General features: G+C 64.5%; 9 protein-coding genes. 3 read left to right on the top strand and 6 right to left on the bottom strand.

What is annotated here, in order from left to right; all coding sequences use genetic code 11:
* Positions 1-38 precede the first annotated feature (38 nt).
* The 6 genes from ABC383_RS27200 to putA form a co-directional block, all read right to left on the bottom strand.
* Complete coding sequence (locus ABC383_RS27200) at positions 39-413, bottom strand: response regulator (protein WP_413019012.1); 375 nt, start codon at positions 411-413, stop codon at positions 39-41.
* A 19-nt stretch (positions 414-432) separates the two neighbouring features.
* Positions 433-2,922, bottom strand: a complete 2,490-nt coding sequence (locus ABC383_RS27195) for an ATP-binding response regulator (protein WP_413019010.1) — start codon at positions 2,920-2,922, stop codon at positions 433-435.
* A 219-nt stretch (positions 2,923-3,141) separates the two neighbouring features.
* Complete coding sequence (locus tag ABC383_RS27190; protein WP_413019008.1) at positions 3,142-5,367, bottom strand: malate synthase G; 2,226 nt, start codon at positions 5,365-5,367, stop codon at positions 3,142-3,144.
* A 43-nt stretch (positions 5,368-5,410) separates the two neighbouring features.
* A complete protein-coding gene (locus tag ABC383_RS27185; RefSeq protein WP_413019006.1) occupies positions 5,411-6,106 on the bottom strand; it encodes a haloacid dehalogenase type II in 696 nt (231 codons plus the stop codon).
* A gap of 158 nt (positions 6,107-6,264) precedes the next feature.
* Entirely contained in the window at positions 6,265-6,687 is a 423-nt protein-coding gene (locus ABC383_RS27180; protein ID WP_413019005.1) for a hypothetical protein, read from the bottom strand.
* Between the two features lie 152 nt (positions 6,688-6,839).
* A complete protein-coding gene (putA, locus tag ABC383_RS27175) occupies positions 6,840-10,541 on the bottom strand; it encodes a bifunctional proline dehydrogenase/L-glutamate gamma-semialdehyde dehydrogenase PutA (RefSeq protein WP_413019003.1) in 3,702 nt (1,233 codons plus the stop codon).
* Between the two features lie 159 nt (positions 10,542-10,700).
* Between putA and ABC383_RS27170 the strand changes: the two genes are divergently transcribed.
* The 3 genes from ABC383_RS27170 (at position 10,701) to ABC383_RS27160 (ending at position 12,506) form a co-directional block, all read left to right on the top strand.
* On the top strand, positions 10,701-11,159 hold the full coding sequence (locus ABC383_RS27170; RefSeq protein WP_413019001.1) for an Lrp/AsnC ligand binding domain-containing protein: 459 nt from the start codon (positions 10,701-10,703) through the stop codon (positions 11,157-11,159).
* Positions 11,160-11,373: 214 nt separating this feature from the next.
* Positions 11,374-11,997, top strand: coding sequence for a hypothetical protein (locus ABC383_RS27165; protein ID WP_413018999.1), 624 nt, complete (start codon positions 11,374-11,376; stop codon positions 11,995-11,997).
* Positions 11,998-12,206: 209 nt separating this feature from the next.
* A complete protein-coding gene (locus ABC383_RS27160) occupies positions 12,207-12,506 on the top strand; it encodes a hypothetical protein (protein WP_413018997.1) in 300 nt (99 codons plus the stop codon).
* Positions 12,507-12,811 lie beyond the last annotated feature (305 nt).

Here is a 12,811-nt window from a genome sequence, read left to right as displayed (position 1 = left end):
TTGAAAAACGGATTCAGGGCGACCCATGCGAACGTGCGCTAGCAGAGGTCGCAATGCGCATGGGCAAGGGCGAACAGACGTTCCAGGCTGACCGGTTTCTTCAACACGCTGCAGCCATAATCGCGCTCGACATCGGCGACGTCGGCTGCGGCCGACACCACCGCTACCGGCGTTTGCGCCAGCGTCATCGTCGGTTCCCGGCGCAGGGTTTCCAGGAATTCCCAGCCATTCATCACCGGCATCATCAGGTCCAGCAGAATGAGGCAGGGCTGGCCGTTCTGCTCGATCTGGTGCAGGCCTTCCCGACCATTGCTGGCGGTGACGACGCAGAAGCCCTCCATTTCAAGGAGGTCCTTCAGCGTTTCGCGCAAGTCGGTGTCATCTTCAATTACAACGATGTGATTGCAAGGCATCCGTTTCTCCGTTTCATAGTCATATCGGCTGCGTTGATGTTTCATGGATGCCGCGACTGGGAAGGTGCACGCAAAAGCAACTGCCTCGTCCCAGGCGAGAACTGACTGTAATGCTGCCGCCAAGTGCCCGCACGATCTGGTCAACTAGGGCCAGGCCCAGGCCCACGCCGGGCAGGCTCTTGTGCTGCACCGGTTCAAGCCGCTCGAATGGCTGGAAAATGCGCGTGGCATCCGCTTCCGAAATGCCCTGACCAGTATCAGTCACTTCAAACACATGTTTGTCATGTTCTGTTTTCAGCCGGACCGTTACCGAGCCCTGGCTGGTGTATTTCAACGCGTTCGAGATCAGGTTGGCCAGGACGATGCGCAGCAGGCGGGCATCGCTGACGAGAGGCGGCAGGGCCGTGTGCTGCGGCTCCAGCGACAGCGTGACGGCGTGGGCGGCCTGGTCCATGTGGGCCGCCAGCACTTCATGCACGATCGTCGCAGCATCGAGCGACTCCGGATACGCCTCGATCTTTCCGCTTTCCAGCCGGGTGTATTCCAGCAGGCCTTCGACCAGGCCGGCCAGCTGGCGCGTCGCGCGCGCCATGCGCTGCAGGCGGGTGGCGGCAGCGGCGGGCAGGCCATCGCTGCGTTCCAGCAACTGCACGTTCATGTCGATGGTGGCGATGGGCGTACGCAGTTCGTGCGAGACCATGCCGAGAAACAGTCCCTTGACCTGGTTTGCGCGTTCGGCCTGTTCACGCGCCACCTCGGCCGCGTCGCGCGTGGCCTCGAGTTGTTTGTGCCTCGTGACCAGTTCCGATGCCAGCGCCTCGATGTCGAGCGAGGCGCTGGCCAGCGCGCCGCGCAACTGGTCGCCGGCCCGCTTGGCCGCAACCAGGTTGGCTGCGCGCGCCAGCAGTTCTTGGGGCAGAAACGGTTTGGTGAGATAGTCCTGCGCACCCTCGCGCAAGAGCCTCACGCGCAGCGCGTCGTCGGCCTTGGCGCTGAGCAGCAGGATGGGCGTGGCGGCAGGCATGTCGGCGCTGCTGCGTATTGCCTTTACCAGTTGCTCCCCGCTCATCAGCGGCATCATGATGTCGCTGACGACCAGGTCGGGCTGCAGGCTCTGGAAACGCTGATAGCCGTCCTGTCCGTCGGCCGCGGTGACGACGTTGTAGTGCCGCGCCAGCGTCTCGGCCAGGAAGCGGCGCATGTCCTGGTTGTCTTCCACCACCAGCACGCAGGGCCGCTGCGGCAATGGCGTGTCGGCTTGCCCGGTGGTCGCGGCCGGGACCAGCTCCTCCAGCATGGTCGACAGCGCCAGCCTGGTGGCGGGGCTGGCTGCGGGCGGGGCATCCTGCGCGGCGGCATCGGTATCGGCGCCAGCGCTCAGCGGCAATTGCACCGTGAAGCGGGCGCCGCCGGCAGGGCTGGCATCCACCTTTACCGATCCGCCATGCAGGCCGATCAGGTCTTTTACGATGGCCAGGCCGAGCCCGGTGCCGCCGTATTGCCGGGTGATGCTGCCATCGGCCTGGCGGAAGCGCTCGAACACCAGTTCGCGCGCCTCTTTCGCGATGCCGGGGCCGCTGTCGTCCACGGTGAGCAGCAGGTGGCCAGCGTCGCGCGCAAGCCGCAGGGTCACTTCACCGCCCGCCGGCGTGAACTTGAATGCATTCGACAACAAATTGATGACGACGCGCTCGATCATGTCGGCGTCGGCTTCGATCAGCATGGCTTCGTCGGCCACGACCTCGAAGCGCAATTGCCGCTGCCTGGCAACCGGTTCGAACTGTGCCGCGAGTTGTTCGATCCATGGCTGCAGTTCGAACCTTGTCCGGTGCGGCTGCATGTCATGCGATTCCAGCTTGGCGATATCCAGCAGGTCATTGACATGGCGCAGCAGGCTGCGGCCATTGCGGCTGATCAGGTCCAGTTCATGGCGCTGCTGCTGGTTCAGGGTGGCATCTTCGCGCATGCGCTCGGCCGGGCCCAGCATCAGAGTCAGGGGCGTACGCAGTTCGTGCGACACGTTGGCGAAGAACTGGGTCTTGAGTTCATCGAGCTCCTTCACCTTGCGGTACAGGGCTTCAAGTTCCGTATGTGCCCGCTCCAGCTCCACCCGGCGTTCTTCGGAGAGACGGGCTGCCGCCACGGTCTGCTCGATTTGCGGCCGGATGTACAGCAGGCCGATGGCGGTGGCAACCGATGCGGCCGCGGTGGCAAGCTTGATCACGCCGTCCAGCAGGTAGTCCGGATGCCATACCGTCCATATCTTCATGAAGTGGGTGATGCCGCACAGGCCGATGAACAGGCCGAAGGCAATGAATACCGGGCTGAAGGGCAGCCTGATTTTTCGCACCAGAAGGTAGAGGACGAAGGAGATGCCAAGGTAGGCAACGCCGATCAGCGCGTCCGACAGCACATGCATCCAGAGCAGGCTGGGTATCCAGAGATAGCAATGCCCGTGGGGCATGAATCCGCTGCTTTTTTCGGAAATTTCGCTAAGCCAGTTTGCCATGGATTCTCCGCGGGAATTCGTGGGGGCGTACAAGCTTCGTGAGCCCGGAGGGGCGTCGGGCGTTGATTATACGGCTTGGTGCGGCTTGGCAAGAGAAGGCAACGCAAACAGCGTCGTGCCTTCTTCAATAGAAAAACCCGCTTGCCAGTGGGTACCAGGGCAAGCGGGTCAGGTCGGCAGCATGCCGCGGCAGGCTGCGTGGAGCTGGTCAGCGGCGGCTCAGCGACGCGCCGCCTTGACCTTCAGGCGCCATGCATGCAGCAGCGGCTCGGTGTAGCCGCTCGGCTGGGTCAGGCCCTGGAACACCAGGTCACGCGCGGCGCGGTAGGCATAGGAAGCCTCGAAGTCCGGCGCCATCGGCGTATAGAACGGATCGTTCTCGTTCTGTCCGTCCACCACGCGCGCCATGCGCTGCAGGGTTTCCGTCACCTGCGCCTCGTTGACCACGCCATGCAGCAGCCAGTTGGCAATGTGCTGGCTGGAGATACGCAGCGTGGCGCGGTCTTCCATCAGGCCGACGTTGTGGATGTCGGGCACCTTGGAGCAGCCCACGCCCTGGTCGATCCAGCGCACCACATAGCCCAGGATGCCCTGTGCATTGTTGTCCAGTTCCTGCTGGATTTCCTCGGCGGACCATTTCGCTTCCGCTACGACCGGGATCTGCAGCAGCTCATTGCGCAGGCGGTCGATCTCGCCGGCGTTGGCGGTCTTTTCCAGCTGCTGCTGGATCTCGGCCACGTTCACCTGGTGGTAATGCAGCGCATGCAGCGTGGCGCCGGTTGGGGAAGGCACCCAGGCGGTGTTGGCGCCGGCCTTGGGATGGTTGATCTTCTGCTCCAGCATGGCCGCCATCATGTCCGGCATGGCCCACATGCCCTTGCCGATCTGGGCGCGGCCGCGCAGGCCGCAGGCCAGGCCGATCAGCACGTTGCTCTTCTCGTAGGCGGTGAGCCAGGTGCTGGTCTTCATGTCGCCCTTGCGCATCATCGGGCCGGCCTGCATGGCGCTGTGCATCTCGTCGCCGGTGCGGTCCAGGAAGCCGGTGTTGATGAAGGCCACGCGGCCGGTGGCTTCGCGGATGCAGGCCTTCAGGTTGACGCTGGTGCGGCGCTCCTCGTCCATGATGCCCAGCTTCACCGTCTCGGCCGGCAGGCCCAGCAGCGTCTCGACGCGGCCGAACAGTTCGCTGGCAAAGGCCACTTCGGCCGGGCCATGCATCTTGGGCTTGACGATGTAGACCGAGCCGGTGCGCGAGTTGCCGATCTTCTGGTCGGGCTTGCGCTTGAGGTCATGCAGCGCGATGGCAACGGTGACCACCGCATCCATGATGCCTTCCGGGATTTCCTTGTCGCCGTCATACAGGATGGCCGGATTGGTCATCAGGTGGCCGACATTGCGCAGGAACAGCAGCGAGCGGCCATGCAGCGTGACCACGCCGTCCTTGGCATCGGTGGCGCCGACGCCGGCGGTGTATTCGCGGTCCGGGTTCAGGCTGCGGGTGAAGGCGCTGCCGCCCTTGGTGATGGTTTCCGACAGGCTGGCCTGCAGGATGCCCAGCCAGTTCGAATAGGCCAGCACCTTGTCTTCGGCATCGACCGCGGCGACCGAGTCTTCCAGGTCGAGGATGGTCGACAGCGCGGCTTCGATCACCAGATCGGCCACGCCGGCGGCGTCGCCCTTGCCGATCGGGGTGTTGCGGTCGATGATGATGTCGACATGCAGGCCATTGTTCTTCAGCAGCACCGAGGTCGGCGCACCGGCGTCGCCGCGGTAGCCGACGAATTTCGATGCGTCGGCCAGGCCGGTGGTAGCGCCGTTTTTCAGCGCTACGGCCAGCTTGCCGCCGTCGACGGTGTAGCCGGCGGCGTCATGATGGCTGCCTTCGGCCAGCGGCGCGATGCGGTCGAGGAAGTCGCGCGCAAAGCCAATTACCTTGGCGCCGCGCACCGGGTTGTAGCTTTCGCCGTTCGGGCCGCTGCGGGTGGCGCCGTCGGTCTCGGCGATGGCATCGGTGCCATACAGCGCGTCATACAGCGAGCCCCAGCGCGCATTGGCGGCGTTGAGCGCATAGCGGGCGTTGAGGATAGGCACTACCAGCTGCGGGCCGGCCTGCACCGCCAGTTCGGCGTCGACATTCGAGGTGGTGATGGTGAAGTCGTCCGGCTGCGGATTCATGTAGCCGATCTTTTCCAGGAAGGCGCGGTAGGCGGCGGTGTCCTTCAGCGGGCCGGGGTTGGCGCGGTGCCAGTCGTCCAGCTCGGTCTGCAGGCGGTCGCGCTCGGCCAGCAGGGCGATGTTCTTGGGCGCCAGGTCGCGCACGATGGCGTCGAAGCCTTGCCAGAAGGCGGCGCTGTCGACGCCGGTGCCGGGCAGCACGCGGTCTTCGATGAAGCGGTAGAGCGGGGTGGCGATCTGCAGTCCGTGGCAGGTGGTGCGGTCAGTCATGGTTAAGCCTCGTGTTGTCGTTATTTAAATCGGGAAAGAAAAATCATCGGGTGGCGCCGCGGCGTGCATCTGCGTCGATGAAGGCCGGCAGGTCCGACAGCAGCGGCGCCTGGCCGCTGGGCGTGACGCCCAGCTCTTCCATCGGCGCATCGGCGCGGTTGACCCAGAATGTCTTGTAGCCAAACCAGCTGGCGCCGCAGATGTCCCAGCCATTGCTGGAAACAAAAAGGATGTCGCGCGCAGCCAGGCCCAGCATGTCGGTGCCCAGCTGGTAGGCCTCCGGCGCGGTCTTGAACTTGCGCACCGCGTCGGCGGAAAGCACATGGCTGAACAGGCCATCCATGCCGGCATTCTGCACGGCGGCTGCCAGCATTTCGGGATTGCCGTTGGAAAGGATGGCCATCTTCATGCCGGCTTCCTTCAGCTGGCGCAGCGCGGCCAGGTTTTCCGGGAAAGCCTGCAGCTTTGCATACTGGCCCATCATGGTGTTCTGCGCTTCCAGGTCCAGTTCCAGGCCCAGCTTGCGGCAGGCAAACACCAGTGCATCCTGCGTGATTTCCCAGAAAGGCTTGTAGGTGCTGCACAGGGTGCGCAGCTGGCTGTACTGGATCTGCTTGTCGCGCCACAGCTCGGCCAGCAGCGCGCCCTTTCCAGGGTAAAAGCGCTCGGCCAGCGCGCCGATGGAATAGACGTCGAACAGGGTTCCGTAAGCGTCGAAAAGAATGGCCCGCACTGTCATTGGCTAATGGACTTGGTTGGCTGAAGTCCGGGGAGTATAGCCAATCTAAAAGTCAATAGCGCTAATGTTTGGTCGAATCACTTGTGCATTTCAGTTAAAGATGAAGGGCTTTCGGTGACGGCGGTTGCTGGGGGAAGCACCGCCGTCCGAAAGCGCGCCTAGCTGGCGGGCTGGTCCTTGATCGAGGCCAGCAGCGCATATTTCTCACGGTCTATCTCGCCGCGGGTGCGCACGCCGAGGTGGCGCAGCACCGGCAGCGGCGGGCACCAGCCGCGCAGGCCATGCTGCAGCAGGAAGGGCAGCACGATGCCGGGCAGGATCAGCCACTTCTTGTTTACGGTGGCGCCCAGCACCAGGCCGGTCAGGGCAAGGGTGGAGGCATTGACTTCCAGCATGCGCTCGATATCCCACTCATGGTCCAGTTCCCCGACGCGCTCGCGGATTACCTCCGGCGTGGCATTGAGGTAATGCATGATGTTGGCTTCGGTCTGGCGGTCGATCTGGCGGTTCACGTCGAGTGCGGTGGAGCGGCGCACCCGGTCAGCATCATCATCCTGGACAGTGGTCAGGGCATGGCTCATCGGTTTCCTCCTCTGGGTTGATTAATTGGCAAGCTTCGTTTGACGTTGCTTGCCGCAAAAAGTGCCCGAGCCGGGGCCAGGCAGGAAAATAGCGCCTTGGACAGTGCTGCCGGCATGGCAAGCGCGACGTCGCCGCCGCCCATCGCTGCGGCTCAGGCCGGCTCCAGCGTCATCAGGCTGGCATTGCCGCCGGCCGCAGTGGTGTTGACCGACACGGTCCGCTCGGCTACCAGCCGCCATAGGGGAATCGGTTCGCTGCCCTGGGTTTGCGCCACTGACGTCAGCGCGCCCTCGCGGGCCGCCAGCACCGGCAACAGCGCCGCGCAGCAGGCCTGGTCGCACAGGGCCATCGAAATAGCCGGATGGCCGGTGACGTCGGCCACGATCACGATTCTGGCGCTGACCGCCTGCGGCAACCCGGCTGGCAGCAGGGCATAGGCAGCGGCGCTCATCAAGGCCTGGTTTCCCGTCGCCAGCACGGCTGCCAGCTGGTTGATGAGCGCGGCACGATCCGATGCCGCGCACAGCACCGCGCCTCGGGCGGCGAAGCGCAGGATATTGCTCTCCCCGGTCGGACCCGGCAGGCGCAGCGCGCGGCCGAGCAGGCTGTTCTGCGCATAGCGTTGGGTCAGCGCGATCAGCACCGCGTCGTCGTTGGCTCGCGCCCAGTCCTGCAGCGCCTGCAGTCCGGCATCCTTCGCGGGCGGCTCCACGCCCAGGTCGGCAGCCGCGATGCCGCTGTCGGCGGCGTGCTGAAGACGGCGCAGGTACAGCGGCCCGCCCGCTTTCGGGCCTGTGCCCGACTTGCCCTCGCCACCGAAGGGCTGCACGCCGACCACCGCGCCTACCATGTTGCGGTTCACATAGATGTTGCCCACATGCGCCCGGTCCACGATGCTTTCCACCGTTTCATCGATGCGCGAGTGGATGCCCAGCGTCAGGCCATAGCCGCTGGCATTGATCTGCGCCAGCAGCTGCGGCAGCTGGTCGCGGCGGTAACGCAGCACATGCAGCACCGGCCCGAACACCTCATGCCGCAGCCGGGAAAGATCGTCGATCACGATCACCGTGGGCGCAACGAAGCTGCCGCGCCGGCAGGCGTCGGGCAGCGGCAGCTGGATTATCTCCAGCACATGGTTGCCGGCACGGTCGATGTAATCCATCAGTGCGCGGCGCGCATCCTCATCGATGACCGGGCCAATGTCGGTGGCAAGCCGGTCCGGCACGCCGATCCGCAACTCGCGCAGCGCGCCCCTGAGCATGCCCAGCACATGGTCCGCGACGTCTTCCTGCAGGCACAGCACCCGCAGCGCCGAGCAGCGCTGGCCGGCGCTGTCGAATGCCGATGCCAGCACGTCCTGCACCACCTGTTCCGGCAGCGCCGAGGAGTCGACGACCATTGCGTTCTGGCCGCCGGTTTCGGCAATCAGCGGCAGCGCGCAGCCTTGCGCCACGCCGCGCGCGGCGAGCTGGCGGTTGATCAGCGCAGCCACCTCGGTCGAGCCGGTAAAGAGCACGCCCCGGATGCGCGCATCGGCCACCAGGGCTGCGCCCACGGTGTCGCCGGGTCCGGGCAGCAATTGCAGCGCGGCGCGCGGTATGCCGGCCTGGTGCAGCAGCGTGGCGGCCAGATGCGCAATTAGCGGCGTCTGTTCGGCCGGCTTGGCCAGCACCACGTTGCCTGCCGCCAGCGCGGCGCTGACCTGGCCGATGAAGATCGCCAGCGGGAAATTCCACGGGCTGATGCACAGCACCGGCCCCAGCGCCGGCGCGGCTGGCGCCTGGCTGGCCTGGGCCGCGTAATAGCGCAGGAAATCAACCGCTTCGCGCACCTCGGCCAGCGCATTCGGCAAGGACTTGCCGGCTTCGCGCACCGCCAGCGACATCAAGGGCAGCCGTTCCCGTTCCAGCAGGTCGGCCGCGCGCAGCAGCAGCGCCGCGCGCGCTGCCGGCGTCATTGCCTGCCAGCGCGGGGCCTCTTCCGTCGCGGCCGCCAGCGCGGCTTCCCGCTGTTCCCCGGAAGTGTCGTGCACCAGGCCGACCTGGTCCGAACGGTCGGCCGGATTGGTGACGGGCAGGCCGACATCGCCCGCGGCCGGGCCTGGCTGCGCCAGCAGCGGCGCGGCATGCCAGAAGCGTTGGCCCAATGCCTGCAGCGCAGGCGCGATCTCGCGCAGCACGTTGCGGTCATTGAAGTCCATGCCGGTTGAATTGCGCCGGCCGGGGCCATACAGCGCCGCCGGCAGCGGGATCGCCGGATGCGGCGCGCCGCCGGACTGCGCCGCGGCCTGCACCGGGTCGGCCAGCAGCCGCTCCAGCGGTATCTGCTCGTCGACGATCTGGTTGACGAAGGAGGTGTTGGCGCCGTTTTCCAGCAGCCGCCGCACCAGGTAGGCCAGCAGGGTCTGGTGCGAGCCGACCGGCGCGTAGATGCGGCAGGCGTGGCCAAGGCCATCCTTGCCCACCACCTGGTCGTACAGGGTTTCGCCCATGCCGTGCAGGCACTGGAATTCATAGTCCGTGACGCCCAGCCGCTGTGCGTGGGCATGCACCGTGGCCAGCGTCAGCGCATTGTGGGTGGCGAACTGCGGATAGATCACGTCGCTCGCCGCCAGCAGCCGTTGCGCGCAGACCAGGTAGCACAGGTCGGTGTGCGCCTTGCGGGTATAGACCGGATAGTCAGGCATGCCGTCCACCTGGGCACGCTTGATTTCGGCATCCCAGTAAGCGCCTTTGACCAGCCGCACCATCAGCCGGCGCCCGGCGCGCCGGGCCAGGTCGACAATGCAGTCGATCAGCGCCGGGCAGCGCTTCTGGTAGGCCTGGACCACGAAGCCGATGCCGTCGAAGCCGGCGGTGTCGGCGTCGACGGCCAGTGCTTCCAGCAGGTCCAGCGACAGTTCCAGCCTGTCGGCTTCCTCGGCATCGATATTGATGCCGATGTCGTAGCGCCTGGCCAGCATCACCAGCTCCTTCAGACGCGGCAGCAGCTCGGCCATCACCCGCTCGCGCTGCGCCACGCTGTAGCGCGGATGCAGCGCCGACAGCTTCACCGAAATACCCGGACCCTGGCGTATGCCGCGCCCCGCGCTGGCGCGGCCGATGGCATGGATGGCCTCTTCATACAGGCGGTAATAGGCATCGGCATCGTCCATCGTGAGCGCAGCCTCGCCCAGCATGTCGAAGGAGTAGCGATAGCCGCGCGCCTCGTTGGCGCGGCCATGCGCCAGGGCTTCGTCTATGGTCTGGCCGGTGACGAACTGGCGTCCCAGCATGCGCATCGCAAGGTCCACGCCGCGCCGGATCAGCGGCTCGCCGCCGCGCGCAATCAGCCGGCCCAGCGCAGTACCCAACCCATGATGGCTGGCATCCTGCGGCGCCACCAGCTTGCCGGTGACCACCAGCGCCCAGGTGGCGGCATTGACGAACAGGGAAGGCGAGCCGCCCAGGTGGCGCTGCCAGTCGCCGAGGCTGATCTTCTCGGCGATCAGGCGGTCGGCGGTCTCGGGGTCGGGAATGCGCAGCAGGGCCTCGGCCAGGCACATCAGCGCAATGCCTTCCTGCGAGGACAGGGAAAACTCGTGCATCAGCGCATCCACGCCCGAGGCGCGGGCGCGGCGGCTGCGCACGTTCTGCACCAGTCCTGTGGCCAGCGCCTGCGCCTGGCTTGCAACGTCCGAATCCAGCGATGCTTCGGCCAGCAGGTCCTGCACCGCATGCCTCTCGTCGCGACGGCAGGCCGCGCGCAGCGCCTGGCGCAACGGGTCCGGCTCGGGGCCCGCCTCCGCTGTCAGCGCGGCAAACGCGGGCAGGGCGTCGGCGGGAGTGAGTGCGACGGCATCGGGCTTGTTCATCGGGATCTTCCTCGGGCTCGGGGAGCAGGCCGGGACGCCTGCATGTTCTGCCATTCTAGGAGAAAGAAACCTATATTAATTCTGGGATTTGGCCTGATATTATTAAGAAAATTTGCCTTAAGCTCGTAAAGCAAAATTAAATTTACCAATAACAATGCCATGCTTGACAAGACCAACAAGAAAATCCTGGCCGAACTCCAGCAGGACGGCCGTATCTCCAACCTCGAACTGGCATCGCGGGTGAACCTGTCGGCGGCCGCCTGCCTTGAGCGCGTGCGCAAGCTGCAGGAAGCCGGTTATATCCTGGGCTATACGGCCAGGCTGAACCCCGAACTGCTGGACGTGGCGCTGCTGGTGTTCATCGAGGTGGTGCTGGACCGCACCACGCCGGATGTGTTCGACGAGTTCAAGCGCGCAGTCCACAAGGTACCCGAGGTGCTGGAATGCCACATGGTGGCGGGCGGCTTCGATTACCTGATCAAGGTGAGGGTGAAGGACATGGCGGCTTACCGGACCTTTCTCGGCAAATCGCTGTTGCAGCTCAAGGGCGTGCGGGAAACCCACACCTATGCCGTAATCGAGGAAGTGAAGAACTCCAGCATCTTCCCGATCCGCTAATGACCCGGACCATGCAATCCTTGCATTTGCGTGGCATGACGGGTGCGCGCCGGACGGCAGTCATCGAAAACCGGACATCGTCGGCGCCAGCCTGAAAGCCAAAGCGGCAGCGCGATAGGGTTGGAGAAATGCATTTGGAAATTGCCTTGCCGGATAAGCACCGGTCATTTCCATTCCGGTTTGCCATTTGCCTTATTGATGTATTGCCCTGCAATTGAATTACCAATCCGGCGCTGGAAAAAACAAAATGCCAGCGACCCGGCTGGCATTTTCAATTCAGCTTTTAATCCGCTGCCGCGGATTAACCGGCATTCAATCAGATGCTTGCAGCGACCTTGCGGAGCTGGTCGACCTGCTTGCTGCTGATGCGGCCAGTGGATGGCACGGAGGAAGCCATCGCCAGTGCGCCTGCTGCAATTCCCAGCCAGTCACGCAGCGACAGGGCAGGACGGGAAGCGCCTTCTTTGGCGAAAAAGGAAGGAATGGCGGCGCCGGAATAGGTCATCATGGAACTGGTCATTTTCTGCCTCGACTTTGTGATTTGTTTCGATGGTTCCAATATAAGTGTTCACGCCGCCGCTTTCCAATTCCGGTTTGTGTTACCCATTATCATCACAATGAATATGATGCGGTCGTTGTTAATGCCATTTCGGAAATGATGAAATGGAAAGGGCAATCAGGCGCGCAATTGCGCTATCGACCAGGCAGTTATTTCTACCCGTTGCGGGCAGTAGTACGTTCCCTGCAAACAGACGTGACCGGCTTGTATGGCCCGGACATACAGCCGGGCTGCCTGGTCTTTGACAAGATTGCAAGACAGCGCCGGCGCGGATTGTAAAACCGTCGGAACCGAGGGATTTTTGCTGCGTTTTCCCAGCCAGGCGGCGCTGGCACGCGGTATGCAATGACTGGCATGAGCCCGGCTGGAACAGCGTGGCTCGAAACCCCGGCATCCATGCCTGTGCAGGCGTCAAGCGCGCCGCAGCCGTTGCGAGCACGGACATTAAGCCGGTTAACAAGCCTTGTTCCTTACCTTAGGAGACGATGATGAATGTCAAACACCTGATCGCTGCCGCCGCCCTGCTGGCCGCTGCTGCTTCCTCTTACGCCGGCCAGTCCGAGTTTGTCGCGCCGGACGCTGGCTTCACGCCGGCGTTGACCCGGGCCGAGGTGCGCCAGCAGATGGCGCAGGCCTACGCCAGGCACCAGATGGTGATGCAGCAGCACACCGGCCAGGACCCTGTCTACGCAAGGGGCGAGCGCACCCGGCAGGAAGTCCGCATGGAAGCCAGGGAAGCGGCGCGGCAACGCCATGCAGGCGACGTGAAGGATATCTACTTCGGCTGACTACGTCGGCTGGAGCGAAATACGGCCCGACTGTGTCGGGCCGTTTTGTTTGCCGCTAGCTTTTTGCAAGTGCGCCTGAAAAACGGGCGTCGATGTCGTCGTATCCGGCAAGGCAGCTTCGACCGCCTGCAGCCGGCCCATCCTTCCATCCGATCCACCCTGAGCAAGCGCCGACACCTGGCCAAGCGTCGGGAAACCGATCACGCCATAAGCCGGAAACCCATTTGGATGAAGCGCTGCCGCGATACCCCGCGGCCGCAATCCTCCGAAAGCTTCTCGCCTTCAGCTCCTGCCATGCTTGCCGT

The sequence above is a fragment of the Noviherbaspirillum phoenicis genome, from assembly GCF_047237965.1.
In the GTDB taxonomy this organism is placed as follows: domain Bacteria; phylum Pseudomonadota; class Gammaproteobacteria; order Burkholderiales; family Burkholderiaceae_D; genus Noviherbaspirillum_A.
The sequence above is the reverse complement of the archived record's forward strand: the minus strand, read 5'-3'. Positions and strand labels throughout refer to the sequence as shown.

What these genes read in the sequence shown, in the direction of transcription:
- putA (WP_413019003.1), bottom strand. Translation starts at nt 10,541, where the DNA reads ATGAACAAGCCCGATGCCGTCGCACTCACTCCCGCCGACGCCCTGCCC.
- ABC383_RS27180 (WP_413019005.1), bottom strand. Translation starts at nt 6,687, where the DNA reads ATGAGCCATGCCCTGACCACTGTCCAGGATGATGATGCTGACCGGGTG.
- ABC383_RS27190 (WP_413019008.1), bottom strand. Translation starts at nt 5,367, where the DNA reads ATGACTGACCGCACCACCTGCCACGGACTGCAGATCGCCACCCCGCTC.
- ABC383_RS27160 (WP_413018997.1), top strand. Translation starts at nt 12,207, where the DNA reads ATGAATGTCAAACACCTGATCGCTGCCGCCGCCCTGCTGGCCGCTGCT.
- ABC383_RS27170 (WP_413019001.1), top strand. Translation starts at nt 10,701, where the DNA reads ATGCTTGACAAGACCAACAAGAAAATCCTGGCCGAACTCCAGCAGGAC.
- ABC383_RS27200 (WP_413019012.1), bottom strand. Translation starts at nt 413, where the DNA reads ATGCCTTGCAATCACATCGTTGTAATTGAAGATGACACCGACTTGCGC.
- ABC383_RS27185 (WP_413019006.1), bottom strand. Translation starts at nt 6,106, where the DNA reads ATGACAGTGCGGGCCATTCTTTTCGACGCTTACGGAACCCTGTTCGAC.
- ABC383_RS27195 (WP_413019010.1), bottom strand. Translation starts at nt 2,922, where the DNA reads ATGGCAAACTGGCTTAGCGAAATTTCCGAAAAAAGCAGCGGATTCATG.